Origin of the sequence: Streptomyces sp. NPDC000229, assembly GCF_040300825.1 — a bacterium.
Taxonomy (GTDB): domain Bacteria; phylum Actinomycetota; class Actinomycetes; order Streptomycetales; family Streptomycetaceae; genus Streptomyces.
Genome location: NZ_JBEPEL010000061.1, coordinates 1 through 25,109, shown reverse-complemented (window position 1 = coordinate 25,109; position 25,109 = coordinate 1). Strand labels below are relative to the sequence as shown.

The 25,109-nt window shown below is 71.2% G+C and carries 22 protein-coding genes; 8 read left to right on the top strand and 14 right to left on the bottom strand.

Annotation, left to right across the window (positions count from 1 at the left end; translation table 11 throughout):
* Window positions 1-38 precede the first annotated feature (38 nt).
* On the top strand, window positions 39-821 hold the full coding sequence (locus ABT360_RS25400) for a GNAT family N-acetyltransferase (protein WP_351820836.1): 783 nt from the start codon (window positions 39-41) through the stop codon (window positions 819-821).
* Window positions 821-1,675 (top strand): lysophospholipid acyltransferase family protein, encoded by an 855-nt coding sequence (locus tag ABT360_RS25395; protein WP_351820833.1) that lies wholly within the window; start codon window positions 821-823, stop codon window positions 1,673-1,675. Before ABT360_RS25400 ends, ABT360_RS25395 begins: the two co-directional genes overlap by 1 nt.
* Here ABT360_RS25395 and egtD read toward each other — a convergent pair.
* From egtD to egtA, 4 genes are read right to left on the bottom strand one after another with little or no spacing between them, the layout of a single operon-like run.
* Window positions 1,570-2,535, bottom strand: coding sequence for an L-histidine N(alpha)-methyltransferase (egtD, locus tag ABT360_RS25390; protein WP_351820830.1), 966 nt, complete (start codon window positions 2,533-2,535; stop codon window positions 1,570-1,572). The genes ABT360_RS25395 and egtD overlap by 106 nt on opposite strands.
* The gene (gene egtC, locus ABT360_RS25385; RefSeq protein WP_351820827.1) at window positions 2,532-3,314 is read right to left on the bottom strand and encodes an ergothioneine biosynthesis protein EgtC; all 783 of its coding nucleotides are present in this window, start codon (window positions 3,312-3,314) and stop codon (window positions 2,532-2,534) included. The genes egtD and egtC overlap by 4 nt, the downstream gene beginning before the upstream one ends.
* Window positions 3,314-4,627, bottom strand: coding sequence for an ergothioneine biosynthesis protein EgtB (gene egtB / locus ABT360_RS25380; protein ID WP_351820824.1), 1,314 nt, complete (start codon window positions 4,625-4,627; stop codon window positions 3,314-3,316). Before egtB ends, egtC begins: the two co-directional genes overlap by 1 nt.
* A complete protein-coding gene (gene egtA, locus ABT360_RS25375; protein WP_351820821.1) occupies window positions 4,624-5,934 on the bottom strand; it encodes an ergothioneine biosynthesis glutamate--cysteine ligase EgtA in 1,311 nt (436 codons plus the stop codon). The genes egtB and egtA overlap by 4 nt, the downstream gene beginning before the upstream one ends.
* Window positions 5,935-6,082: 148 nt before the next feature.
* On the opposite strand from egtA, the gene ABT360_RS25370 reads away from it, so the two are divergent.
* Window positions 6,083-6,916 carry a TIGR02452 family protein gene (locus ABT360_RS25370; protein WP_351820818.1) on the top strand — a complete coding sequence of 278 codons (834 nt, stop codon included), beginning with the start codon at window positions 6,083-6,085 and terminating at the stop codon, window positions 6,914-6,916.
* A 10-nt stretch (window positions 6,917-6,926) separates the two neighbouring features.
* On the opposite strand, the gene ABT360_RS25365 is transcribed toward ABT360_RS25370, so the two are convergent.
* Window positions 6,927-7,625: an alpha/beta fold hydrolase gene (locus tag ABT360_RS25365; RefSeq protein ID WP_351820816.1), complete on the bottom strand. Its 699-nt coding sequence runs from the start codon at window positions 7,623-7,625 to the stop codon at window positions 6,927-6,929.
* Between the two features lie 244 nt (window positions 7,626-7,869).
* Here ABT360_RS25365 and ABT360_RS25360 point away from each other — a divergent pair, with 244 nt between their 5' ends.
* From ABT360_RS25360 to ABT360_RS25350, 3 genes are all read left to right on the top strand, one after another.
* Window positions 7,870-8,907 (top strand): LacI family DNA-binding transcriptional regulator, encoded by a 1,038-nt coding sequence (locus tag ABT360_RS25360; protein ID WP_351820813.1) that lies wholly within the window; start codon window positions 7,870-7,872, stop codon window positions 8,905-8,907.
* A gap of 37 nt (window positions 8,908-8,944) precedes the next feature.
* Window positions 8,945-9,199, top strand: a complete 255-nt coding sequence (locus ABT360_RS25355) for a hypothetical protein (RefSeq protein ID WP_351820810.1) — start codon at window positions 8,945-8,947, stop codon at window positions 9,197-9,199.
* Between the two features lie 113 nt (window positions 9,200-9,312).
* Entirely contained in the window at window positions 9,313-10,503 is a 1,191-nt protein-coding gene (locus ABT360_RS25350) for a thiolase family protein (protein ID WP_351820808.1), read from the top strand.
* 103 nt (window positions 10,504-10,606) lie between these two features.
* Here ABT360_RS25350 and trxA read toward each other — a convergent pair whose 3' ends face one another.
* Entirely contained in the window at window positions 10,607-10,975 is a 369-nt protein-coding gene (gene trxA, locus ABT360_RS25345) for a thioredoxin (protein WP_351820805.1), read from the bottom strand.
* Between the two features lie 120 nt (window positions 10,976-11,095).
* On the opposite strand from trxA, the gene ABT360_RS25340 reads away from it, so the two are divergent.
* Complete coding sequence (locus ABT360_RS25340) at window positions 11,096-12,526, top strand: dihydrolipoyl dehydrogenase family protein (RefSeq protein WP_351820802.1); 1,431 nt, start codon at window positions 11,096-11,098, stop codon at window positions 12,524-12,526.
* A 16-nt stretch (window positions 12,527-12,542) separates the two neighbouring features.
* Here the strand turns inward: ABT360_RS25340 and ABT360_RS25335 are convergent, their stop codons facing one another.
* Entirely contained in the window at window positions 12,543-12,959 is a 417-nt protein-coding gene (locus ABT360_RS25335; RefSeq protein ID WP_351820800.1) for a hypothetical protein, read from the bottom strand.
* A gap of 126 nt (window positions 12,960-13,085) precedes the next feature.
* Window positions 13,086-14,699 (bottom strand): alkaline phosphatase D family protein, encoded by a 1,614-nt coding sequence (locus ABT360_RS25330; RefSeq protein ID WP_351820797.1) that lies wholly within the window; start codon window positions 14,697-14,699, stop codon window positions 13,086-13,088.
* A 135-nt stretch (window positions 14,700-14,834) separates the two neighbouring features.
* Between ABT360_RS25330 and ABT360_RS25325 the strand changes: the two genes are divergently transcribed.
* Window positions 14,835-15,800: a pirin family protein gene (locus tag ABT360_RS25325; protein ID WP_351820794.1), complete on the top strand. Its 966-nt coding sequence runs from the start codon at window positions 14,835-14,837 to the stop codon at window positions 15,798-15,800.
* Window positions 15,801-16,463: 663 nt separating this feature from the next.
* On the opposite strand, the gene ABT360_RS25320 is transcribed toward ABT360_RS25325, so the two are convergent.
* From ABT360_RS25320 to ABT360_RS25295, 6 genes are all read right to left on the bottom strand, one after another.
* On the bottom strand, window positions 16,464-17,786 hold the full coding sequence (locus ABT360_RS25320) for a hypothetical protein (protein WP_351820792.1): 1,323 nt from the start codon (window positions 17,784-17,786) through the stop codon (window positions 16,464-16,466).
* A 22-nt stretch (window positions 17,787-17,808) separates the two neighbouring features.
* Window positions 17,809-20,145, bottom strand: coding sequence for an ABC transporter substrate-binding protein (locus tag ABT360_RS25315; RefSeq protein WP_351820789.1), 2,337 nt, complete (start codon window positions 20,143-20,145; stop codon window positions 17,809-17,811).
* 79 nt (window positions 20,146-20,224) lie between these two features.
* On the bottom strand, window positions 20,225-21,475 hold the full coding sequence (locus ABT360_RS25310) for an FG-GAP repeat domain-containing protein (RefSeq protein ID WP_351820785.1): 1,251 nt from the start codon (window positions 21,473-21,475) through the stop codon (window positions 20,225-20,227).
* A gap of 39 nt (window positions 21,476-21,514) precedes the next feature.
* Window positions 21,515-22,459, bottom strand: a complete 945-nt coding sequence (iolE, locus tag ABT360_RS25305; RefSeq protein WP_351820782.1) for a myo-inosose-2 dehydratase — start codon at window positions 22,457-22,459, stop codon at window positions 21,515-21,517.
* A gap of 66 nt (window positions 22,460-22,525) precedes the next feature.
* A complete protein-coding gene (locus ABT360_RS25300; protein ID WP_351820779.1) occupies window positions 22,526-24,238 on the bottom strand; it encodes a pyranose oxidase in 1,713 nt (570 codons plus the stop codon).
* A 54-nt stretch (window positions 24,239-24,292) separates the two neighbouring features.
* A partial coding sequence (locus ABT360_RS25295; protein ID WP_351820777.1) for a glycoside hydrolase family 15 protein occupies window positions 24,293-25,109 on the bottom strand: 817 nt, incomplete at its 5' end.

The window sequence follows — 25,109 nt, the reverse complement described above, 5'->3', positions numbered from 1 at the left end:
CAGGGTCCGGGTCCCTCACTCCGGCACAGGAGACCACCATGCCCGCATCCCTCGCCGCGCTCGCCCACCCCCCGATCGCCGCCGCCGCGCCGCAACCCCGCTACATCGTCTCGCTCGCCCGGCACCAGGACGACGTACGCGCCGCCCAGCGGCTGCGCCACCAGGTGTTCGCCGGGGAGCTCGGCGCGCGCCTCGACGGACCGGAACCGGGCCTGGACGGCGACGAGTTCGACTCTTACTGCGACCACCTCCTCGTCCGGGAGGAGTCCACCGGCGACATCGTCGGCACCTACCGGCTCCTCCCGCCCGAACGCGCCCGTATCGCGGGCCGGCTCTACTCCGAGGGCGAGTTCGACCTCACCCGTCTCGCCCCGATCCGCGACGACCTCGTCGAGGTCGGCCGCTCCTGCGTCCACCCCGCGCACCGCAACGGCGCCGTCATCTCCCTCATCTGGGCCGGCATCGCCCGCTACATGACCCGCACCGGCCACACCTGGCTGGCCGGCTGCTGCTCCCTCCCGCTCGCCGACGGCGGCACCCTCGCCGCCGCGACCTGGGACACGGTCAAGGCCAAGCACCTGGCCCCCGAGGAGTACTGGGTCACCCCGCACAAGCTCTGGTCCGCCGACGGCGTCACCCGGCCCGCCGGCCGCACCGAGCTGCCGCCACTGCTGCGCGGCTACCTGCGCCTGGGCGCCTGGGTCTGCGGGGCCCCCGCCCACGACATGGACTTCGGTGTCGCCGACCTGTACGTCCTGCTGTCACTGCGCCGCACCAACCCCCGCTACCTGCGCCACTTCCTGTCCCTCGCCCCGGTGTGATGAGCGTCTGGCTGCCCACCGCGCCCTGCACGCCCCACCACTGCGCCCGTACGCCAGGACCGGTGGCCTCCCGCGTCAGGGCCGTGGCACGGCTGACGGCCGGCGTCCTGGCCGTCCTCGCCGGCGTGCTCCTCGCGCCGCTCACCGCGCCCCTCGGCCCCGCCACCCGCGAGCGGGCCACCCGGCTCTGGTGCCGGACGGTGCTGCGCGCCTTCGGCGTCCACGTGCGCATCACCGGCACGCCGGGGACGGGCCGGGGGCTGGTGGCCGCCAATCACGTCTCCTGGCTCGACATACCGCTCGTCGCCGCCGCCCTGCCCGGCCGGATGCTCGCCAAGAGCGAGGTACGGAGGTGGCCGCTGCTGGGCCCGGTCGCGGCGTGTGGCGGCACCCTCTTCCTCGAACGCGACCGGCTGCGCGCCCTGCCCGGCACGGTCAGGGACATCGCCGAGGCGCTCGGCAGCGGCTCACGCGTGGTCGTCTTCCCCGAGGGCTCCACCTGGTGCGGCCGCGCCGGAGGCCGGTTCCGCCCGGCCGCGTTCCAGGCCGCGCTGGACGCGGGCGCCGCCGTCCAGCCCGTACGCATCACGTACCACCCGGCCGGCCCGGCGGCCTTCGTCGGGGACGACCCGCTCACCGCCTCCCTGTGGCGGGTCGCGACGGCCCGTGGGCTGACCGCGGAGATCCGGGTCCTGCCCCCGATCCCCGCCGGCCGCCACACGGACCGCCGCTCACTGGCACAGGCGGCTCAGACCGCCGTCGCCAGCGACAGCGCGAACCGCCCGTCGCTGTCCGTCCACCAGTGCGCCAGCTCCAGCCCCGCGGCCGCGAGCTCGCCGCGCACCCCCTCCTGACGGAACTTCGCCGACACCTCCGTACGCATCTCCTCACCGGCCTCGAAGGTGACCGCCAGGTCCAGCTCCGGGATCTTCACGGTCAGCGCCTCCCGCGCCCGCAGCCGCATCTCGATCCATTCCTTCTCCCGGTCCCACACAGCGACATGGTCGAAGTCGGCCGGATCGGCGTCCGCGCCGAGCTCGCGCGCCAGCACGGCCAGCACGTTCTTGTTGAACGCGGCCGTCACGCCCGCCGCGTCGTCGTACGCGGCGACCAGCGTCTCCTCGTCCTTCACCAGGTCGGTGCCCAGCAGCAGCGTGTCACCGGGCGTGAGCAGCGAACGCACGGAACGCAGGAACACCTTCCGCTCCTCGGGGAGCAGATTGCCGATCGTGCCGCCCAGGAAGGCCACCAGCCGGGGCCCCGGCGTGCCCGGCAGGGCGAGACCGCGCGTGAAGTCGGCGATCAGCGCGTGGACGAGCAGCCCGGGGTGCTCGGCGGTCAGCGCCTCGGCCGCCCCCCGCAGCGCGCTCTCACTGACGTCCACCGGTACGTAGTTCTCCAGCCCCGGCAGCAGCGCCTCGATCAGATGACGGGTCTTCTCCGACGAGCCCGAGCCGAGTTCCACCAGGGTGCGGGCCCGTGTGGCGTCGGCGATCTCGGCCGCACGGGCGATCAGGATCTCCCGTTCCGCCCGCGTCGGGTAGTACTCGGGCAGCCGGGTGATCTCCTCGAACAGGTCGCTGCCCCGTGCGTCGTAGAACCACTTGGGCGGCAGGTCCTTGGGCGTACGGGTCAGCCCGTGGAGGACGTCGGCGCGCAGATCGGCGCCGGTGGCGTCCTCGGGCAGGGTACGGGTCAGGAGGAACGGGCTCACGCGGGCGGCTCCTTGAGCGGGGTCAGAAGGACATCGGTGCGGGTGGCGGCGAGCACGGTGCGGTCGGGGACCTCGCGCCAGCCCGGATCGTCGTCGTACGGTTCCGAGGCCACGACCGTGCGGCCGCGGCCGGCTTCGGCCAGGTACCACAGGGTGTCGCCCCAAGCGGTGGCGCAGATGGTCTCGCCATCGGTGAGCAGCAGGTTCAGCCGCGACCCGGGCGCCGCCGCGGCGACGTCGTACACGGTGTCGGCCAGCGCCTGGCCCGGTTCGTCGCCGCCCCGCAGCCGGTGCAGGACCAGCGCCCACACCAGGGCGGAGTCGTTGCGGGCCTCCAGTGACAGCACCTCGTCGGCCGGGAGCCGCGCGGCGAGTGGCGCGAGCGACCCGGGCCAGCCCCGGACCGCTCCGTTGTGGCTGAACAGCCACGGCCCGGCGGCGTACGGCGCGGCGGCGGCCTCCGCGTCGGCCCCGGACAGCGTGGCGTCCCGGACGGCGGCCAGCAGGGCCCCGGTGCGCACCACCCGGGCCAGGTCGGCGAAGGACAGGTCGGCCCAGATCGGCCCGGCGCGCCGGTAACGGGCCGGCACGGGGTCACGCACCCCGTCGCCGTCCCCGCCCCGGTCCGCGTACCAGCCGACACCGAAGCCGTCCGCGTTCACCGTCCCGTACCGTTGCCGGCGCGGTTCCCAGGACTGGCGGTACAGGCCGTGCGCAGGCTCCACGAGCACCTCACCGAGCGCCACCGGTGGCCCCACATAGGCAATATGACGGCACATCAGGCGCCCCCCGCGTCCCTCGCGGTACGGAACCCGGAGAAGATCTGCCGCCGCACGGGCAGGTCCCAGTTGCGGAACGTACCCCGGCACGCCACCGGGTCCACGGCGAACGAACCGCCGCGCAGCACCTTGTGCCCCGGCCCGAAGAACACCTCCGAATACTCCCGGTAGGGGAACGCGACGAAACCGGGGTACGGAAGGAAGTCGCTGGACGTCCACTCCCACACGTCGCCGATCAACTGCCGGACGCCCAGCGGCGACTGCCCGGCCGGGTAGCTCCCGGCGGGTGCGGGACGCAGATGGCGCTGGCCCAGGTTGGCGTGTTCGGGCGCCGGGTCCTCGTCACCCCACGGGTAACGCAGCGAACGGCCGGAGGCCGGGTCGTGGCGGGCGGCCTTCTCCCACTCCTCCTCGGTCGGCAGCCGCCGCCCCGCCCAGCGGGCGTAGGCGTCGGCCTCGTACCAGCTGACGTGCAGCACCGGCTCGTCCTCCGGCACCGGCTCCACGACGCCGAACCGGCGCCGCAACCACTGCCCGCCCTCCCGGCGCCAGAACAGCGGCGCGCCGATGCCGTGCTCACGGATCTGCGCCCAGCCCTCGGGCGCCCACCAGCGCTCGTCGCGGTAGCCGCCGTCCGCGATGAACGCCATGTACGCGCCGTTGGTCACGGGCACCGTGTCGATGAAGAATTCCGGCACCACGCGCGCGTGCGCCGGCCGTTCGTTGTCCAGCGCCCACGGCTCGGCCGAGGTGCCCATGGTGAACGGGCCGCCCGGAACCCGCACTTCGGCGGGCAGGCCCACCGTGCCGGGGCCCGGCGGCGGCTCCGGGGCGTCCAGCGCGGCCGGACCGCGCCGCAGCTGGTGCGTGATCAGCATCGTCTCGTCGTGCTGCTGCTCGTGCTGGGCGATCATCCCGAAGGCGAACGCCGCGTCCACCAGCGGCCGGCCGCCCTCCAGCGGGGTGCGCTCAAGGACGTCCAGGACCCGGCCGCGTACGTCGGAGGCGTACGCACGGGCTTCGGCGGGCGCCAGCAGCGGCAGCGTGGGACGGGTGGCCCTGGGGTGCTCGAACGCGTCGTAGACGGAGTCGATCTCGGGGCGCAGCGCCTCACGTCCCGCCACGGCTCGCCAGAGCCACTGCTCCTCCTGGTTGGATATGTGGGCCAGGTCCCACACCAGGGGGGACATCAAAGGCGAGTGCTGGGCGGTCAGTTCACCGTCGTCGACACAGTCGGTGAGCAGGGCGGTGCGAGCCCGGGCGGTGGTCAGCGCGTCCAGCGCCAGCCGCCTGAGCTTCTCGGGCTCGGTCATGTGCGGAGATCCTTCCCGGGTGTCCCGGCTCCCGTCACCGTCACGGTCGCGGGGGTGAGCCGGTCGTCGGCGGGGCACCGGCCCGGTACGACATGGTGTTCGCGGAACGCGGCGACCGCGTCCAGGACGGCGGTGGTGGCGCCCCGCCGGGGCAGTGCCTCCAGCGCGAGCGCGAAACAGGCGTCGGCGGCCTCGTGCAGCACGGGATCGGTCAGCCCGTCGCGCGCGGCACCTCGCCACAGCGCGTCACGCGGCGGGGCCGCGTCGGCACCGGCCGACAGTGCGGCCAGGGGTTCGACCACGCGGTACGCGGCCCCGGCCGCCTCCGGGTCGTCGAACAGCGCGGCGGTGACGGCGAGCGGCACGATCCAGCCGTCCTCGCCCGGCTGGGCGTCGATCATGCGCAGCTCCAGGTGGCCGCGCGGCCGGACGGGCGGGAACAGCGTGGTCAGGTGGTAGTCGAGGTCCGCGCGGGTGGCGGGCCTCGGCTCCCCGGACCGCAGCCACTCCCGTAACGTCAGCGCCTCGGGAACCGTCCATGGTCCGTCCCCGCCCCGGACGCACATCACCGGCGTGTCCAGGGCATGCGCGGCCCACGTGGCACGGGGCTCCCGACCGGTGTCCGGAGCCGTGCCCCGTACCGGATCGAGATCGGCCCACAGGCCCTGCCGGGCGGAGCGCAGACCGGACGGCTCGCCGTGCAGGGTGGGGGAGTTGGCGAACGCGGCGACCAGCACCGGGCCCAGGAGGTGGGCCAGCCGCCAGCGCCGCTCGAAGCCCAGCGGCCCGGGCTCCTCGTGACCGGCGTCGAGGCACACCTGCACGGAGGCGGAGTCACGCATCATGGCGCGCCCCGCCGGACCCGTGCGGTCCAGGTAGCGCTCCATCGCGTCGTACCTCGGCTCGCGGAGCAGCCGGTCGCGCGGCGGGGACCAGGGATCGGTTCCGGAACCGGTGAGGGTGAGGTCAAGGGTGCCCAGCACCGCCCGTACGGTCGCCAGATCGGCCGAGACGGTGGTGACGCAGTCCATGAGGGACGCGGCGGGCGGCGAGCTGAGCTCCAGCTGCCCGCCCGGTTCGACGGTGAGTGCCGACTTCAGCGGCAGGGCCCGCAGCGCGCCGAAGGCGGTGCGGAGCCGGTCGGGGGTGACGGGGAGTTGCGGGATGTGCAGGTCATGGACGAACCATTCCAGTTCGACCCCGACCGTGCGCGGGGGGCCGGTCTTGAAACAGATGCAGCGCAGCAGATCCTCGGCCTCTTCCTCGGCGAGCGGACCGCCGCTGTCCGGCACGTCGCTCAGTGGCATGCGGGCTCCTCTTGTCGAAGACCTGTCGGAAGGCCTGTCCGAAGGCGTTCCCTCCCACCTAAGCCACCGGTTGGTGATCGCACAAGAGCGCCCTCAGGGGCGGAAATCCGGTTGCCTGATGCTTGAATGATTATCGACCATGCCGGGTATGAGTGCACGTCTGCGAGGGATCGCGAAAGACACCGAAGAGATCGTCGCCGTGGGGCGGTACCAGGCCCCCGACGGCCGGCCGGTCACCATAGGACCCCAGGTCACCGCCTCCCTCGAAGGAACCGCGATGTACGGTCCCGGGCCCGTCCCGGTGACCCCGGACACCGACCGGACCACCCGGTTCGAGGTCACGGGCGAGTCCAGCCTGGAAGCGGCGAAAAGGCTCACCGACGCGGCGCCGGCGCCCGTCGCCGTCCTCAACTTCTCCTCCGCCCGCAACCCCGGCGGCGGCTACCTCAACGGCGCGCAGGCGCAGGAGGAAGCCCTGTGCCGCGCCTCGGCGCTGTACGCCACACTGCTGCGGGTCCCGGAGTTCTACGACCACCACCGCGCCGAACGCAGCCCCTTCTACACCGACCGGGTCATCCATTCTCCGGGTGTCCCGGTCTTCCGCGACGATCGCGGGCGCCTGCTCAACTCCCCCTACCGCGTGGGATTTCTCACGTCCCCCGCACCCAACGCCGGGGTGATCGCCGGCCGCACGCCCGAGGACGCGGACCGCATTCCGGCCGCCCTCGCCTCCCGTGCCGAAAGAGTGCTGGAGACCGCGGCGGCGTGCGGCTACCGGCGCCTCGTGCTGGGCGCCTGGGGCTGCGGGGTCTTCCGCAACGACCCCCGGCAGGTGGCTGCCGCGTTCCGGGACCTGCTGACCGGGGAGGGCCGCTTCGCCCGGCACTTCGACGAGGTCGTCTTCGCGGTCCTGGACCGGACGCGCGGGGCGACGACCCTGGGCGCGTTCCGCGACACGTTCGCGGCGGTCACCGCCCCCTGACCGGGGCCGCTCAGACCCACCCCTCCAGCGCCGCCATGAAGGCGTCGAAGTCGTCGCGGTGGATGGTGTGGCCCGTCCCCCTGACCGTACGGACCTCGAAGCCCCGTTCCCTGAGCAGCGCGGCCCGTTCCGGCGACACCAGCCGGCTCGGGTCGGCGAGCGTCACCAGCGACGGGACGACCGGCGCGGGCGGCAGCAGGTCCGTCCCGGCGACGGGCTCCAGCCCGTACGCCGTCGCCTCGTCCCACACCTTCAGGGTCTCCAGCTCGATGTCGACGTCCACCGCGTCCCAGCGCGGGTTCATCGCCGTGACCTGCTCCCGCGTCGCCGCCTTGGCCTGGGCGAACAGCTCGCCCCGGAACCCGTCCTCGCCCGCCGGGAGATGCCAGGCGGGGTCCGAGTAGACCGCCCGGCGCGGCGCGAGGCGCTCGACGGCCAGCGACAGCGTCAGCCCGCCGAGCGAGTGCCCGAGGGCGAGGTCGGCGCCCGTCGGCAGGGTGGCCACCACGTCGTCGGCGAAGTCCTGTGCCGTGTACGTCCGGGCCCGCCCACTGGCTCCGTGGCCGCGCAGGTCGACCGCGAGGACGCGGTAACCCCGCTCCGCGAGGGCCGGCCCGACCCGCCGCCAGGTGCGGTGGTCGGCCATGATCCCGTGGATGAGCAGGGCGAGACGGTCGCCCTCGCCCCACGTCGTGGTGTGCAGACGCACGTCGATGCCTTCCGGACAGGGGTGGTCAGGGTGGCAGGAGACCCTTTCGGGTCCCGGTCTTCCGGACCGGTGGTTCCCGGACCGGGTGTTCCGGACCGGCCGGGCAAGAGCCACGCCGCCCTGCCGGGAGCGGGCCCCTGGCGGCGGTGGCACGTGTCAGCGGTCGCTGGGGGACTGTGTAGCACCCCGTTCCCGCCATCCGCCAGCCCCGGGCCGGGGCCGGTCTGGAAAGATGCCGAGAGCGATGACCCAGACACCTCCTCCGCCGCCCGCCGGATCCCCGGTCCCCCGCCCGGTTCCGACCAGCGCCGATGTCGCGCGGCTGGCCGGAGTCTCCAGGGCCACCGTCTCGTACGTGCTCAACAACACCTCGGCCGTACGGATCAGCGAACCGACCCGCCGCCGTGTGCGCGAGGCCGCCGAGGAACTGGGCTACGTACCGCACGCCGCCGCCCGCAGCCTGCGCGCCGGCCGTACCCGGATCGTGCTCCTGCCCACCGCGCACGTCCCGGTCGGTCCGCTGTACGGCCACTTCCTCAACGAACTGCAGCGGGCGCTGCGCCGTCTGGACTACACGGTCGTCCAGTACGGCAGCATGGGCCTGGACGGGGACGAGGCGGCCCGCGCCTGGGCGGAGCTGCGTCCCGTCGCCGTCGTGTCGTTCGGCACGGTCGAGCTCACCCCGCACGGCGTGGACGTCCTCAAGAGGTCCGGTGCCAGGGCCGTGATCACCCTCGGGCCGCGGCCGGTCGAGGGCGCCCACAGTCTGGCCATGGACCAGCGCCGCGTGGGTGGCTGCGCGGGTGCCCACCTGCTGGAGCGCGGCTATCGGCGCATCGGCGTCGTGATCCCGGAGGAGGCCGGTCTGGAGCTGTTCTCCGAGCCCCGCCTGGAAGGTGTGCGCCGTGCCGCGGCCGGTACCGGCGCGGAGGTGGTACCGCTGCCGCTGGCCTACACGGAGGAGTCGGCCGAGGCCCTCGCCGCCCGCTGGCCCGCCCTGGGCCTGGACGCCGTCTTCGCGTACAACGACGAGTACGCCATGCTGCTGATGCGCGCCCTGCTGGACGCGGGCGTGTCCGTGCCGGGCGACACGGCGGTCATGGGCGCGGACGACCTGCTGCTCGGCAAACTGCTGCGGCCGCGGCTGAGCACGGTGCAGATCGACATGGAGACCGGCCAGCACCTGGCCGAGTTGGTCGACCGTGCGGTCGCCGATCCGGAGTGGACGCCGGCCGGGCAGGACCTGATGGCCGCCCGCGCGGTCCACCGCGAATCCACCTGAGGTGCGTGGCGGGCGGAACGTCTCTAGCGTCGCCTGCATGAGCACACATCCGCAGCGCTTCGAGATCCTGGTGGTGCCCGAGCACGTGGAGGGGCGCGACGCGGCGCACCTCGCGGAGAGCGCGATCCGCTCGGCCGTCGTGGAGGCCACGGGTGAGACGGGTGCCTCGGGCTATCCCCGCTACGTGGGCGAGGGCATGGAGGCCGACATCGACCCCGAGACCCGCACGGTGGAGGCCCTGCTGGTCGACGGCGCGGAGCTGGACTACGGGCTGTCGGCGCGTATCCGCTGACCGCGGGTCCGTTGACAGTCGGCGGGCGACGGGCGGACACTCGGGCGAGGCCGGAGATGAAGATTACTTCACCTGGCGAACAAGCGGTCTGAGGTCACGTGGGAGAGCACCCGATGAGCATCCGCGACGTCTACATCGTCGACGCCGTCCGTACGCCGATCGGCAAGTTCGGGGGTGCCCTCTCCTCCGTACGGCCGGACGACCTGGCCGCTCATGTCGTCAGGGCGCTCATGGACCGCACGCCCGCCCTCGACCCCGCGCGCCTCGACGACGTCTACTTCGGTGACGCCAACGGGGCCGGGGAGGACAACCGGGACGTGGCCCGTATGGCCGTCCTGCTCGCGGGCCTGCCCGTCTCCGTGCCCGGTGTCACCGTCAACCGCCTGTGCGGCTCCGGCCTGGAGGCCGTCATCCAGGCCGCCCGCGCCATCGCCGTCGGGGACGCCTCGGTCGTCCTGGCGGGCGGCGTGGAGTCGATGTCGCGGGCGCCGTGGGTGCTGCAGAAGCCCGAGCGCGCCTTCCCGGCCGGCCACCAGCAGCTCCACTCGACCACGCTCGGCTGGCGTATGACCAACCCGAAGATGCCCGCCGAATGGACCGTCCCGCTCGGTGAGGGCGCCGAACTGATCGCCGACAAGCACGCCATCACCCGCGAGCAGCAGGACGCCTTCGCCCTGACGAGCCACCAGAAGGCCGCCGCGGCCTGGGCGGAGGGGCTGTACGACGGCGAGGTCGTGCCGTACGGGGGAGTGGACCTCACCCGCGACGAGTGCGTCCGTGACGACACCTCCATGGAGGCGCTGGCCAAGCTGAAGCCGTCCTTCCGCACCGGTGGGACCGGGACCGTGACGGCCGGCAACGCCTCGCCGCTCAATGACGGCGCCGCCGCGCTGCTGCTGGTCGACGAGGAGGGCCTCAAGGCCTGCGGCCGGGAGCCGCTCGCCCGTGTCCGCGCGTCGGCCGTCACCGGAATCGAGCCGCAGCTGTTCGGCCTGGGACCGGTCGAGGCGGTCCAGCGTGCCCTCGCCAAGGCGGGGCGCACCTTCGCCGACCTCACCACGTTCGAACTGAACGAGGCGTTCGCCGCCCAGTCGCTGGGTTGCCTCGCCGAGTGGCCCGAGCTGGACCCCGCGGTGGTCAACCCGCGTGGCGGCGCCATCGCCATCGGCCACCCGCTGGGCGCCTCGGGCGCCCGCCTGGCCGGTTCCGTGGCCCACCAGCTGGCGGCCGCGGGCTCCGGGACGGGCCTCGCGGCGCTGTGCATCGGGGTGGGCCAGGGCTTGGCGCTCGTACTGGAACGATGAGTAGCGGGGACGGGGCGCTGACCGCACGGGCGGTACGGGGCGCTGACCGCGCGGGCGTCACCGCCCTGGGCGCGGCGTCACCGCCCCCTGGCCGGAGGCCTTCTCAGGCCTGGGTCTTCCCCTTCTCGATGGACTTGCGCACCTCGTCCATGTCCAGCTTGCGCGCCTGCCCGATCAGGTCCTCCAGGGCCGGCTCGGGCAGCGCCCCGGGCTGGGCGAACACGGCGACGTTGTCGCGGACGATCATCAGCGTGGGGATCGACCGGATCTCGAACGCCGCGGCCAGCTCCGGCTGCGCCTCCGTGTCGACCTTGGCGAATACCAGGTCGGTGTGGCGCTCGGACGCGCTTTCGAAGACCGGGGCGAACTGACGGCACGGTCCGCACCAGGCAGCCCAGAAGTCGATCAGGATGAAATCGTTGTCCGTCACGACCTGATCGAAGTTGTCCTTGGTGAGCTCTACGGTGCTCATGCTGCCTACCTCTTCCGGTATACGTGGGGATCGCCCCGGGCCCCGGACAACAGTGCCCCGGGCCGCGCTATTCCGATTGCCCATGTGGCCATGGCCCACACGTACCACCAGACTGACCCCATGGCCGAAACGGTGGAGTACGACGTCGTGGTGGTGGGTGCCGGTCCCGTCGGGGAGAACCTGGCCGACCGGGCCGCCGCCGCGGGGCTGAGCGTCGCGGTGGTCGAGAGCGAACTGGTCGGCGGCGAATGCTCCTACTGGGCCTGCATGCCCAGCAAGGCGCTGCTGCGCCCGGCGATCGCCCGCGCCGACGCCCGCAGGGTCCCCGGTCTCCGCGGGGCCATGCAGGGCGCCCTGGACGCCCCCGCGGTGCTCGCCCACCGCGACGCGTACGTGTCGCATTGGAAGGACGACGGCCAGGCCGGCTGGCTCGACTCGATCGGCGCCCGCCTCCACCGCGGCCACGGCAGGCTGGACGGCAGCAAGAGGGTCACCGTCGAGGGCCCCGACGGCGAGCGGCAGGTCCTCACCGCCCGGCACGCCGTCGCCGTGTGCACCGGCAGCCGGGCCGTCCTGCCCGACCTGCCCGGTCTCGCCGACGCCCGGCCCTGGACCAGCCGCGAGGCGACCAGCGCCAAGTCCGTGCCCGGCCGGCTCGTCGTCGTGGGCGGGGGAGTGGTCGGCACCGAGATGGCCACCGCCTGGCAGGCGCTGGGCTCACACGTCACCGTGCTGGTACGCGGGCGGGGCCTCCTCCCGCGGATGGAGCCGTTCGTCGGCGAGCACGTGGCGGACGCCCTTGCCGAGGCGGGCGCGGACATCCGTACCGGCGTCTCCGTCACCGCCGTCGAGCGCCCGCACCCCACCGGACCGGTCACGGTGGTCCTGGACGACGGCCGGCGCGTCGAGGCCGACGAGGTCCTCTTCGCCACCGGCCGCGCGCCGCGCACCGACGATCTCGGGCTGGAGACCGTCGGCCTCGAACCGGGCTCCTGGCTGTCGGTCGACGACACCTGCCTGGTCGACGGCACCGACTGGCTGTACGCGGTCGGCGACGTCAACCACCGGGCCCTCCTCACCCACCAGGGCAAGTACCAGGCCCGCATCGCCGGTGCCGCCATCGGCGTCCGCGCCGACGGCGGGGCCCCGCTGGACACCGGCGCCTGGGGCGCGCACGCCGCGACCGCCGACCACGCCGCCGTGCCCCAGGTCGTCTTCTGCGACCCCGAAGCCGCTTCCGTCGGCCTCACCCTCGCCGAAGCGGAAGCGGCGGGCCACCGCGTACGGGCGGTCGACCAGGACCTGGCCGCGGTGGCCGGGTCCGGCCTCTACGCGGACGGCTACCGCGGCCGCGCCCGGATGGTCGTCGACCTGGAACGCGAGATCCTCCTCGGCGTCACCCTCGTCGGCCCGGCGGTGGGCGAACTGCTCCACTCGGCCACCATCGCGGTCACCGCCGAGGTCCCGATCGCCCGCCTGTGGCACGCGGTCCCCGCGTACCCCACGATCAGCGAGGTGTGGCTGCGGCTCCTGGAGGGCTACCGGGGGTGAGGGGCACCGTCCAGGCTCAGCACTTCACGGACGCCTGCGAGGCGGCGATGGCACGGTCCAGCGCCTCCAGGTGAGGCCTGATCCGCTGGGCGGCCTGGGCGCCCGTGGTGCCGCCGGGCAGGTCGTCGATGGCCCTGCTCACCCGGTCGTACGCGTCCGAGACCGCACGCGCCCGCGCCTTGCGCACGCCCCGCGCGCTCTGCGCCACGAGGTCGAGATCGTGTGCGACGTCCTCCCGCAGGTCCCTGAGTTCGTCGCGCCCTCTCGACCTGGGGCTGAGATCGGCCAGCCTGCCCGCGTCCATCCGCAACGCCCCCAGGTCCTCGCACAGCGCGTCGACGGCCGCCCGCGCCCTCTCCCTGGGCGTCGGGGCGTCGGCGGAGCATCCGGTCAGGGAGAGCGGGACCATCGCCAGGACGAGGCCCAGAGCCACGCGGGGCGGACGCTGCCGCCGACGTATCGGAGAGGTGAGGTCGCCCATGTCCCCATGCAATGCCGGGTGTGCCCGGCGTGCCCGCGGGTGGCGCCGAACGGGTGAACCGCGCGCCGCCGGCCACCGTCAGGCGGGGTGGAGGCCGGGCGTGCCCGTGCCGGTGGAGAAGGACGCGGCCGTACTCAAGGTGCCGCCCGGCCTGGTGACGGTGGAGACGGTCTTGAAGGCGATGTCGGCGCCGGTCTGCCCGAGCCGGATGACGGTGTAGCCCCGCCGCCCGTCGTAGAACTTCAGGTGGGGATTGGCCTGGGTGAGCATGTTCCAGTTTCCGGGCTTCTGGGCACCGTCCCTGCCGCTGGTGACGGACGTCGTGGAGATCTCGGTGCCGACGACGCGCGAGGCGGGGTTGTCGAAGTCGGCCTTCAGGTCGAAGGCGTAGCCGACGTGGGCGTCACCGGACAGGACCATCAGGTTGTCGATCCCCGCGGCGACCGCACCGTCCAGGACGCGCTTGCGGGAGGCGGCGTAGCCGTCCCAGGCGTCCATGGAGAGCTTGTAGTCCGCCGTGGGGGCGCTGCGCCGCTGGGCGAAGGTGACCTGCTGGGGTACGACGTTCCACACGGCGTCCGAGGCCTTCCACCCGTCGAGCAGCCAGCGTTCCTGCGCCGCGCCGGTCATGGTGCGCGAGGGGTCCTCCGACTCGGGCCCCGGTGCCTGCCAGCCGTCGCCGTAGGCCTGGTTGGAGCGGTACTGGCGGGTGTCGAGGATGTCGAACTGGGCGAGCGGCCCGAACCGCAGCCGCCGGTACAGCCGCATGTCGGCACCCACCGGCTGCTGCGGCGGACGCAGTGGCTGGTTCTCCCAGTACGCGCGGTACGCGGCGGCGCGCCGCAGCAGGAACTCCTCGGGCGGCACGCCGTTCTCCGGGATCGCCCCCGCGTAGTTGTTCTCCGTCTCGTGGTCGTCCCAGGTGACGACGAACGGGTGCGCGGCGTGGGCGGCCTGAAGGTCGGCGTCGTGCTTGTAGAGCGCGTAACGCAGCCGGTAGTCCTGAAGGGTGACGGTCTCGCGGTTGAAATGGGCGGGCAGCTGCCGGTCGGTGTAGCCGCGGTGGCCACCGGCCGAGTCGACCCCGTACTCGTAGATGTAGTCGCCCAGGTGCACCACCATGTCCAGATCCTCGGCGGCCAGGTGCTTGTACGCCGTGTAGTAGCCGTCGAAGTAGGCGGCGCAGGCGACCGCGGCGAAGTTCAGAGAGGGCACCCAGTAGGAGTCGGGCGAAGGGGCGGTACGGGCACGGCCCACCGGGCTGATCCAGGCGCCCGCGCGGAAGCGGTAGTAATAGAAGCGGTCCTCGTCGAGCCCCGGCACCTCCACATGGACACTGTGGGCGTACTCCGGGTGGGCGGTGGCGGTCCCGCTCTTGATGACGGCGAAGAACCGCTCGTCGTACGCCACCTCCCACTGCACCTCCACCCGCTGCGCGGGCAGCCCGCCGTCCGGCTCGTACGGACTGGGCGCGAGCCGCGTCCACAACAGGACGGAATCCGGCTGCGGGTCACCGGAGGCGACGCCCAGGGTGAAGGGGTACTTGCTGATCTTCCGGGCTTCCAGCACGGAAGGGCTCGCCGCACCGGCGGCCGGCAGGTGCGTGGTGAACGCCAGGGCGGCCGCGGCGGCGGCCACGGTGAGGAAGTGACGACGCCCCATGAGCCGGGCGGCGGCACGGAGCTCGGGCATGTGAGTTTCCATATGGCACGTCATATGCCCGCTTTGCTCCGCTTGTTGCCCCGGCATACGGGTGGTGTGACGGAGCAGAGGCCGAGCCTGACAAACTCTCACCCCGACAGTGCTCCCGCCACTAGGTTGGGCGGTATGAGCAACCTTGATCGTCAGGCCGCGCTCTCCGTCTGCGGCGGCCGGGGATTCGTCGTCGCGGAGCCGGTGCGAGAGCTCCTCAGCCCCCGCCGCGTCCAGCTCGGTGAGTCCACCGAGGTACGCCGCCTGCTGCCCAACCTCGGCCGCCGCATGGTCGGCGCCTGGGCCTTCGTGGACCACTACGGACCCGACGACATCGCCGACGAACCCGGCATGCAGGTGCCGCCCCACCCGCACATGGGCCTCCAGACCGTCAGCTGGCTCCACGAGGGCGAGGTCCTGCACCGCGACAGCACCGGCAGCCTCCAGACGGTACGCCCCCGCGAACTGGGGCTGATGACCTCCGGCCGGGCCATCTCCCACTCCGAGGAGAGCCCCCGCCCGCACGCCCGCCTCCTGCACGGCGCCCAGCTGTGGGTGGCCCTGCCCGACGCCCACCGCCACGTCGACCCCCACTTCCAGCACCACGCCGACCTCCCGCGCGTCACGGCGCCCGGCCTGACGGCCACGGTCATCCTCGGCGAGCTCGACGGCGCGCTCTCACCCGGCACCACCTACAGCCCCCTGATCGGCGCCGACCTCGCCCTGACCCGCGGCACGGAAACGCATCTGCCGCTCGACCCCGACTTCGAGTACGCGGTCCTCTCCATGTCCGGCGAGGCCCACGTCGACGACGTCCCGGTCCTCCCCGGCTCGATGCTCTACCTCGGCTGCGGCCGCTCCTCCCTCCCCCTGCGCGCCGAATCCGACGCGGGGCTGATGCTCCTGGGCGGCGAGCCCTTCGAGGAGGAGATCGTCATGTGGTGGAACTTCGTGGGCCGCTCCCACGAGGAGATCGAGCAGGCGCGGGAGGACTGGATGAAGGGCACCCGCTTCGGCGAAGTGCACGGCTACGACGGGGGCCGGCTGCCGGCGCCGGAACTCCCGCCGGTGGCGCTGAAACCGCGAGGTAGGGTGCGCTGACCTGAACTGCCGTGCTGCGACCAGACGTCTCCTCGGGGGGAGTGACATTGCCCGGGGCGGCGTGAAGCGGAATTACGGACTCGAGCCCGTTCGGGGCCTCTACCAGCAGTGACTGGCAGTCCAAGGTGTGGTCGTGTGTAGGCAGCTTCAGTAAACCCAATGCTGACTTTGCTGAAAGGTTGTCAGGTCGGGTGTCGGACGAGTTCCCGGCGTTGGTCGGTGCGGTCAGGAGCCCGAAGTTGTTGCTGTCCCGCTGGCCGATGGCGTCGATCCGCCGGTGTGCCAGGGGAAGAGCTGGTGGCGGCGGCCGAGACGGCTGGCGCCGCTGTGCCGGCCGGAGGGCCGCTGACCTTGGAACTGCTGGTCCTCACTTATCGGGCCGACGGCCGGTTGAGGGGCATGCCGGAGGAGTTGTTCGCCCGCGGGGTCACACGGCTTGTGGAGGGTCCCGACCCTGCCCGGCTCGGGAAGGAGCAGATCGCCTCAGTACCTCAGCGTCTGATGGCGGCGGGACGCATCGCGGCGTGGATGTGATTCGACAACAAAACCAGGGTCTGCCAATAAAGATCCGGTGGTAGATCATGGTGTCGTAGTAGGTCGTCATGAACTCATACCGCCGGCCGAGGCTCGGCGGCGCCGCCACTGACGACGGCAGCGGTGAGTTCAGAGGAGAAATGTGGTGGCTGTGACAGCGAAGACCACCAGGGCTAGAACTGGCCAGTAGAGCAGTTTGGGGGCCAGGTTGTCCCGCCATTCCACTACGCCGATGCGAGGGCCGCGAGAAAGAAGCAAGGAGTTCCACACCACTGCGATGATCATGAAGTACAGGCAGAAGTACAGGTAGTCGACATAGGCGATGCCGTGTGATCCGGTTTCCGAGCGGGCGGTGTTGTGGTCGACGGTCAGCACCAGCAGGATTGCAGCGGCGAATTCCACGACGGTCAGTCCGTCGAATCCCGACAGCGGGAATCGTGTCGTGTTCTTGGTCGTGACGAACAGCGAGGCAAAAACCAGCACCGCGATGAACGTGAGAGGGATGATGCGGCCGAAGAGGGGTGAGACGAACTCGCGAGCCATGTGCATGTTGAAGTAGAGCTCGGGATAGGTCTGGGTCCGAAAGCGCCGCTCCTGTCCGAAGCTCGCCGAGTAGGGCGGGACGTCGTAGCTGAAGGCGGTGGCCTTGACAGCCCAATTGCCCGGAACGAAACCGCTGTCCAGACCGTAGGCCGCGTGCGGGCGCCACGGCGGATAGCCCGCCCAGTCGGGGACCAGGACGACGCGTTGCGCGAAGTCGGGGTGCCACATGCGGAGCCAGACGTTCTGTTCGTCGAGCGGGTAGGTGCGGTAGTCGAAGACCTGCCGCAGCGTGACGTGAAAATACCAGCCGATCACCTGCTCGCCGTCGCGGTGGATTTCGTACACCTTTTCGGGTTCGTAGGACTCGTCCGCCTCGGGGAAGACGATGCCGCGCTCGAGATCGTTGGGGAGGGACTTTCCGTAGCGCTGCCAGACGTAACCGCTGACTTCGACGTCGTAGGCGCCGGTGAAACGCAGGGCCTGAATGAAGACCCCGGTCGGAACACGCGGGGCCGGCGGGTGGCGGCTCAGGTAGGCGTCGGACTGGCGGTCGTCGGCCACGCGGGATCCGCGGGTGAGGGCGTCAGAGGTGTCGGCGACCGTTCCGTACCAGACCAGCCCGGTACCGGCGAGCAGGACCACGCTGACCCAGGTGCTGGCCAGCCACAGTCGGCGCCGGGCCAGACGGCGGATGACGGACAGACCGGCCAGCAGGAGCAGGACCAGGCCGAGAGCGGTGGTCAGGCAGAGCCAGGGACTGGGCCGCGCGAAGTCCAGGCCGTGCGGGTGGCGCCGGGCCAGCAGGAGGACCACGGTGAAGAGGACGCCGGTGAGCAGGGCGAGAGGATCGGTCAGTCGGGAGGCCCGCTGCAGGCGGCTCGTCGCGCGTTCGTGGCTCAGTGCTTTCACCGTGTCACCGCCATGGCGATCGTCAGCCGAAATGAATGACGTAGGCGAGGAAAACGCCGAGGCAGAACACGGGGTAGTAGACACGTGACAGGTACGCGAGCCGGTTCCAGGCGCGGACGTTGTTGTGTTCCACCAGCCAGGCGCCGGCAAGGGAGATGAAGACGCATGTGCCGACGAGGAACATGAAGGCGTAGTAGGCCCATTCGATGGCCACCGAGTAGCCGATGTCGGGTAGGGAGTCGGTGACGCTCGTCAGCAACACGGCGGAGCTGAGCATGGCGGTCACCTCCAGGGAGACGCGGGTGCTGGTGTAGCGGGGGTCGCGGGGGAAGAACAGGGTGGCGTAGGTGACGGCCACGCTGAGCAGCAGCGGCAGCAGGTTCCTGATCAGGAAGGGGCCGACGTTGCGGTGCACGGTGACGTCGGCGACGTACTGGGCGTAGTGAATGCCTTCTCCGACGCGGCCGAGGTCGGGGTCGCCCAGCCGCGCGGTACTGCCGACCGCGGCCTTGTACGTTCTCGGGTCGCGGAGGTCCCAGTTGGGCAGACCGTCGATGGAGGTGCCGACGTCCTTTCCGCTCCTGAGGGCTTCGGCGTTGTGCTGGCTGAGCATCGGCTGGTCGATGACGTAGACGACGCGGGAGGAGGGGTGGTCCCGGTTCTGCATGACGATCCTGAGGTGCTGCTCGTCGAAGGGAAAGCGGTGGAAGTCCAGGGTGCTGGTGAACGTCGCGTTGACCTGGTGGAGTCGGTACTTGATGCCGGCGTCCTCGGAGCGGCGGACCGGGGGGCCCGGACCGGTCTTGCTGTCGGCCGCATTGAGGAATTCGACGTTGGCCGCGTCGTCGCTGCCGGAGTAGCGCAGCCACAGGAAGAAGTCGGCCTTGAAGGTGCCCGCCCGGGTGTTGAGGGCGCTGATCCGGTTGAAGTTGATGCCGGTGTAGACGATCTGCTGACGGGCAAGCACACGCCCCTGGAAGGAGACGGCGCGGCCGGCGGCCAGGTCGGCGGCGGCGTCAGTGCTCTCCTCGGGGGTGTACTCGGTCAGCTGGACGGGGGCGGAGACGATGTGACCGTTCTTGACCATGCCGATGCTGACCGGCCGGTACAGAGAACGGGTCGCGTCGAAGTGGACCTGGTCTCCGTAGACGCCGGGTATCGCGTGCTCCCGGTCGTTCATGGCGGCCAGGGCGTCGCGGACGGCCGTTCGGGCGCGGGGGGTGACATGGCCGTGCGGTGCCCGGGCCTGACGCAGGGCATGGACCGCCATGTCGGTGGCGGTCTGCGCGGACATGGCCCGCCAGGACGGCAAGTCGTCGTAACGGTCGCGGTAAGCAGCCGCCCAGGCCAGTCCAGCGCCGGTGAGGCTGTCGGTGAGCTGGGGTGATGCGGCGTAGAAGCGGCCGGTCATCGAGCCCGGCCGGGCCTTCTCCTGGGCGGATCCGGTCAGGGCCGCACCGAACCGGTCCTGCGAGAGGTCGTCGCCCGCGACGACAGTGTTGTCCACGCCGTGGGAACGCAGGTGTTCCAGGACGGCCAGCGCCGACTGTTCGGGCAGAGCCAGCAGGACGGGCCCCTTCGCTGTGTCCGCGTGCACGGCGTCGAGGGCCTGCTGCAGCTGCCGGGTCCGGTGCGGACCGGGCCGCTCGTCGAAGGCGATCGTGTGCTCGACGCGTCCTGCGGTGTCGGTGAAGGCCCTGCGGAAACCATCCGCCAGCGTCGTGCCGTAGGCGCTGTCGGCGTACAGGACGGTGGCGGTGCGTGCGGAGAGCACGTGGCGGGCGTAGGCGGCGAGGAAGGCGCCTTGGGAGGAGTTGGTGTATGTGGTGCGGAAGCACCATGGGTCGGCGGTGATGCCGTCCGCCGTGGCGGTGGGGGTGATGAAGGGGATGCCCGCGGCGGCGTAGACGGTCGCGGCGGCCGTCGCCGTGGGGCTGGAGGTGTGGCCGATCACCAGGGTCACCCGGTCGTCTCGGACGATGCGTTCGGCCGTGCGCCGTGCGGTGTTTGGGTTTGCCCCGTCATCGTAGGAGAGCACCCGGACCGGGTGGCCGTGAATGCCACCGGCGTGGTTGACGTCCTCGACGTGGAACTGCACGGCCAGTGCCACCTCGGGTGCCCGGGGCGCGCCGGGGCCGGTGCGGCTGGTGACCAGCGCGACGTACACCGGCTCAGCGGGGGTGTGCAGCATCCGCGGCACCAGGACGGCAGCCAGGACGACGAGGGCAGCGAGTGCGGCAAGGAGGACGGCGCGGCGGGTGGTGAGGCGACTGCGCCATGCGGTAGTTGTCGCTCCGGCCGCGGAACCTGCCGGCCGGAGCGGTTCCCGCTGGGTGGAGTGGTCGTCGGGCACTGTCACCCGATCCTCCTTGGTCCTGGCGTGGCTGAGTTCGTTCGTCGAGGGCAGCAGCCGCGGAAAAGCCCGCCCTCGTCACGCGCTAAGCGTCGACGTCGGTCTCGTTGTGGAAGACGGACAGCTTCGCGTCTTTGGCGACGAAGTACTTGTCGACTTTGTAGGCGATGGTGGCGAAGTCGAGCCGGCCATCGCCGTTGAAGTCGCCGACGGCGATACGGGCGGTCGAGTCGGACGAGACGCGCCACTTGGCGAAGATGCCCGCCCGGATGTCGATCGCTTTGTAGTAGAAGACCCCCTGCCAGGGGTGCGGGCCGCGCAGGGCGACGAGGAATTCGTCGTCGCCGTCGTTGTCGAAGTCGGCACAGACGATCTGGTGACCGGGTCCTTCGCCGAGTTCGTTGGGGTCGCCGAAGATGTCCAGGACGATGCGGCGCCAGGTGGCCTCGTGGACGGGAGTGCCGGGCTCGTCCTTGACGTAGACGGCGACGGTGTTGCCGTGGAACGGCTCGGTGGCGGCCACGTAGGCGTGCGGGTCGTCGCCGATGCGGCCGGCGTTGACGTCTCCGCTGCCCTTGAAGCCGGTCTGCTCGAACTGGGAGTGCTCACCGTCGCCGATGTGGGTGGTGGTGAAGCGGCCTTCCTGCTCGTCGTAGTGGAGCCAGGTGATGCCCTCCTCGGATGCGAGGAGGATGGAGTCCAGGTGCTCGGAGCCGGGGAGTGGATTCTGCCGCTTCTCCGCGCCGTGGATCATGCGGAAGTGCGTGTCGTCGACGACGCGCTTGTCCCACGGTTGGCGGACGTCGTTGTTGGGGCTGAACAGGACGACCGGGATGAGGCCGTGCACATGCCGGGGACCGACGCAGGGCACGCCCATCACCTCGGGTTTGCGGGTCTGGGTGAAGTGACCGACGCGCAGCCGGTGCATGCCGGTCTCTCGGCCGATGTAGTGGCGTTCCCAGCGGGCGTCGTCGTCCGTCTTGCCGGTGTTCTCGATCCAGTCGATCTTGCCGCCCTCAGTGTTCGGGTCGTCGATGCGCCCGCCGGGGCCGTAGAGCTCGTAGCAGACCACGATGTCCGGGTGACCGTTGCCGGAGATGTCGGCGCAGTGCGCGCCGATGGGCATGTGGAAGTTGTCGGCTACCAGCTTCCGCTCCCAGTCGGGGTTCTTGTACCAGTAGATCTCGCCGAGGGACAGGCCGTAGCCGAAAAGGTCGGGGCGGGTGTCACCGTCGATGTCGGGGGCCTCGACCCAGTAGCCGTCGTTGAGTCGGTCGGCGACGACCTCGCGGGTGAATCGGGGGGTGCGCAGGTTGAGGGGTGTGCTTGCGGTCATGGGAGCACCTTCCGGAATGTACGGGTGGCGTGTGGAGGGTCAGCCCAGGGTGCGGGCGAGGTATTCGCGCGCCGTTTGGGCGTGGTGCAGGGGCGGGTGACCGCCGTACGGGTCCTGCTCCGCTTCGACCACCAGCCAGCCCCGGTAACTGTCGCCGGGGCGCAGGGCCTTGAGGACGGTGTCGAAGTCGACGTCGCCGTCGCTGTCGCCGGGGACGGTGAAGATGCCCGCTTCGACGTACTCGCGGAAGCTGCCGGCGGCGAGGGTGCGGTCCGCGCGGACGCTGCCGCGGATGTTCTTCAGGTGCACGTGGGCGATGCGCTCGCGGTGGCGTTCGATGATGCCCAGCACGTCGGCTCCGGCCCAGGTGAGATGGCCGGTGTCCAGCAGGAGGCTGACGTGACGCGGGTCTGTGCCCGCCATCAGGCGGTCGACGTCCGGTTCGCTCTGGACGCCGGTGCCCATGTGGGGGTGGTAGGCGAGCGTGAAGCCCTGCCCGGCGGCGATCTTGCCGATCTGGTTCAGGCCGCGGCACAGGTCGTCCCACTGTTCCTCGGTGAACTCCGGTTTGTTGCTGCGCAGACTGAGTGACTGGAGGTGGACCGACCGGCCGAACTCGGCGACACCGATGGTGGTGGTCTTCACCGGCGGGTCTCCTGCGTTGAAGTCCTTGAGGAACTCCAGCACCTTCAACAGATCGCCAGCGGTACGTTCGGCGCCGTCGGGCACGGTGAAGAAGGTGCTCACCCAGGGCTCGCTGACGCTGAGGCCGCGCAGGTGCATCGCGGCGGTCAGGGCGTCGACGTCCGTGGTGAAGTTGTGGCCGATGCTGCACCCCTCGAATCCGGCCAGCGCGATCTCGCTGAGGCACTGTTCCATCGGGATGTCGTGGCCGATCAGGGGGAAGTCGTCGTTGGTCCAGCAAGTGGGCGTGATGCCGAGGTGGATGCCTTCGGGACGGCGGGCGGTCGCGGGTCGGCTCATGGGACAGTCCTGGGGGTCGGGGTCGGGGTCGGGGTCGGGGTCGGGGGTCGCGGACGGCCGGCGGGGTCAGTGCCCGGGGTGACCGCTGAGGATGGTGTTGGCCGCGTGGACGGCCATGGCGACGCTGGTCAGCGTCGGATTGCTGGCGTTGCCGAAGGGGTGCAGACCGTTGCCACCCAGGTAAAGGTTGTCGATGTTCCAGACCTTGGAGTACTCGTCGACGACGCTGTCCAGCTCGCTGGTGCCCATACGAGTGGTGCCCGCGATGTGCAGGGGCAGGCCCGGCGTGAGGAACACCGGTTCCGAGCCGGGCATGAAACCTCCGAGCGCGGCGGCGGTGCGCAGCATGTGCTCGTTCATGCGGTCGGACTCCTTCCGCTCGTTCTGGTCGAGGCGGAAGTGGAAGGTGGGTTGGGGCAAGTCGAAGGTGTCGCGGATCCTGCGGGAGAAGGTCACCCTGTTCTCCGGGCGCGGGCGGGAGATGCCGAACCAGCGCAGGTCCACGATCAGGCGGGGGTCGATGTTGGGCGGCACGGCGCCGTAGGTGAAGGCGTCCCGGTGGATCTGGCAGTGCCAGGGACGTTCGTCCGTCACCAGCAAGGCCAGGTTGGGGTCGCGCTCGCTCGGCGGGACGGGCACGGGGTCGGCGGTCTTGTCGCCGGAGTGCAGCCGCTTGAGCTGGGCAGCACGGTAGGTGGCGACGCGGTCCGCGGCGAGGAGGGCGGCCTGATCGTCGTCGGTGCCGGAGGTGGCACGCAACACGGACTCGATGCTGTCCATGTGCTCCTGCTGCAGTACGACTTGGCAGAAGGACATGGGCTGTTCGGTCATGTAGCGGCCCAGCGCCGGCAGGGTGACGCCCGAGTTGAACAGCAGCTGCGGAGTCGGCACGGCGCCGCAGGCCACCACGTAGGTTCGGGCTCGCAAGTGCAGTTCCTCACGGACGTCGCGCAGATTGCGTACGACCGCGTACTCCACCTTCTGGCGGCGGCCCGCGCCCGTGATCTCCAGGCGCACGCACTGGTGCTCCGGCAGCAGAGTGAACGAACCGGCAGCAGGCCGATGTCCCGGTTCGGCCAGGTCACCGAGGACGGTGTCGGCCGCCGACCAGGTCACCGCCGAGGTGCGCTCCGAGTCGGCGCGGTCGCTGACGGCGAGGGGCAGCTCGGCCACATCGGTGAACTCCTGTCCCGCCTGCCGCAGTACCTGCTTGACCAGCAGATGCCGGGCTGAGGACGCGAAGACATCGGTGCGCCGGCCCAGCAGTTCCTCGGCCTCGTCGTAGAGGCCGTCCATCTTCTTGTCGTCGATGGGGTATTCCTCATCCCCGTTGCGGCGCTCCACCCGGGGGTGGAAGCGGGGCACGGCGCACGTCCAGTGTGTGGCCATGCCGCCCACGGCGTACGTCGCGGCGGCCGCGGGCAGGTTGGTGTGCTTCTTCTGTTCGGGGTTCTGGTTGCGCATCGAGAACCCGGCGTACTTGTCCGGGTCGTAGGAGAAGGCCGACGGGTCGAGGGTGAGTTCCGGTTCCTTGTTCGTCGCTGTGGAAAGGGGCAGCAGGTGGCCCTTGATGACGGAGACGAACAAGTCGATGTTCTTCTGGAACAGGTAGCTGTTCTTCAGGTGCTCGCCGTAGCGGCGGGACAGTTGCGCGCCGGCGTCGATCATCAGCACGTGTTTGCCGGCTTCCACCAGCTTGCGGGCGAAGGTGCAGCCCACCGGGCCACTGCCGATGATCAACGCGTCGTATTCGGTGCCGGACAGATCGTGGTCGTTCATGGACGTCCTTCCGCGAGAGGGAAACCGCGAGTGCGGGGGAATGCGAGGTGTGCGTCAGGGGCGGGTGCGGCTGCGCGTGGCGGTGAAGGGATCACTCAGGGAGTCGGCGACGGCGTGCTCGTGGTGGCCGTCGACCGAGGTGATGTCCGCGGTGCCGCTCAGCCACAGGGCGCTGTTGACCAGGCCGACCATGCTGAAGGCCTGGGGTGTGTTGCCCAGGTGTCGGCCGGTGAGAGGGTCGTATTCCTCGCTGAGCAGACCGACATCGTTGCGCAGGCTCAGCAGCCGCTCGAACAGGTCGAGGGCCTCACGATGGCGCCCGACACCGTGCAGGGCATCGGCGAGCCAGAACGTGCAGACCAGGAAGGTGCCCTCGGTGCCCGGCAGGCCGTCCACTCCGCCGTCCGCTTCCGGCCGGTAGCGCACGAGGAAGCCGTCCTCACCCAGTTCGCGCGCCACGGTCTCGACCGTGCCGCGCACGCGCGGGTCCTGCCAGGGCAGGAAGCCGACACGGGGCAGCAGCAACAACGCCGCGTCCACACCCTGGGAGCCGTAGAACTGGGTGAAGGTGTTGCGTTCGGCGTCATAACCCTGCTCGCAGATTTCCGCGTGAATGCGGTCGCGCAGTTGCTCCCAGCGGTCCACCGGACCCCATCGGTCGTGGTGCAGCACGGCGCGCACCGCGCGGTCCAAGCCCGCCCACGCCATGACCTTGGAGTGCACGAAGTGACGTGGCTCGCCCCGCACTTCCCACAGACTCGACGCCGTATCCAAACAGATGGCGCTGACACTCCTGCCCGAGCTCGGCCTGGCGAACTGCTGATCGTCAATGATTTCCCGCACGGCTTCGACGACCGGACCGTCACCCAGC

Coding starts and splice junctions, on each gene's coding strand:
- ABT360_RS25310 (WP_351820785.1), bottom strand. CDS start 21,475: ATGACCGCAAGCACACCCCTCAACCTGCGCACCCCCCGATTCACCCGC.
- ABT360_RS25360 (WP_351820813.1), top strand. CDS start 7,870: ATGACCCAGACACCTCCTCCGCCGCCCGCCGGATCCCCGGTCCCCCGC.
- egtB (WP_351820824.1), bottom strand. CDS start 4,627: ATGACCGAGCCCGAGAAGCTCAGGCGGCTGGCGCTGGACGCGCTGACC.
- ABT360_RS25340 (WP_351820802.1), top strand. CDS start 11,096: ATGGCCGAAACGGTGGAGTACGACGTCGTGGTGGTGGGTGCCGGTCCC.
- iolE (WP_351820782.1), bottom strand. CDS start 22,459: ATGAGCCGACCCGCGACCGCCCGCCGTCCCGAAGGCATCCACCTCGGC.
- ABT360_RS25400 (WP_351820836.1), top strand. CDS start 39: ATGCCCGCATCCCTCGCCGCGCTCGCCCACCCCCCGATCGCCGCCGCC.
- ABT360_RS25355 (WP_351820810.1), top strand. CDS start 8,945: ATGAGCACACATCCGCAGCGCTTCGAGATCCTGGTGGTGCCCGAGCAC.
- egtA (WP_351820821.1), bottom strand. CDS start 5,934: ATGCCACTGAGCGACGTGCCGGACAGCGGCGGTCCGCTCGCCGAGGAA.
- ABT360_RS25350 (WP_351820808.1), top strand. CDS start 9,313: ATGAGCATCCGCGACGTCTACATCGTCGACGCCGTCCGTACGCCGATC.
- ABT360_RS25395 (WP_351820833.1), top strand. CDS start 821: ATGAGCGTCTGGCTGCCCACCGCGCCCTGCACGCCCCACCACTGCGCC.
- trxA (WP_351820805.1), bottom strand. CDS start 10,975: ATGAGCACCGTAGAGCTCACCAAGGACAACTTCGATCAGGTCGTGACG.
- ABT360_RS25325 (WP_351820794.1), top strand. CDS start 14,835: ATGAGCAACCTTGATCGTCAGGCCGCGCTCTCCGTCTGCGGCGGCCGG.
- egtC (WP_351820827.1), bottom strand. CDS start 3,314: ATGTGCCGTCATATTGCCTATGTGGGGCCACCGGTGGCGCTCGGTGAG.
- ABT360_RS25370 (WP_351820818.1), top strand. CDS start 6,083: ATGAGTGCACGTCTGCGAGGGATCGCGAAAGACACCGAAGAGATCGTC.
- ABT360_RS25300 (WP_351820779.1), bottom strand. CDS start 24,238: ATGAACGACCACGATCTGTCCGGCACCGAATACGACGCGTTGATCATC.
- ABT360_RS25330 (WP_351820797.1), bottom strand. CDS start 14,699: ATGCCCGAGCTCCGTGCCGCCGCCCGGCTCATGGGGCGTCGTCACTTC.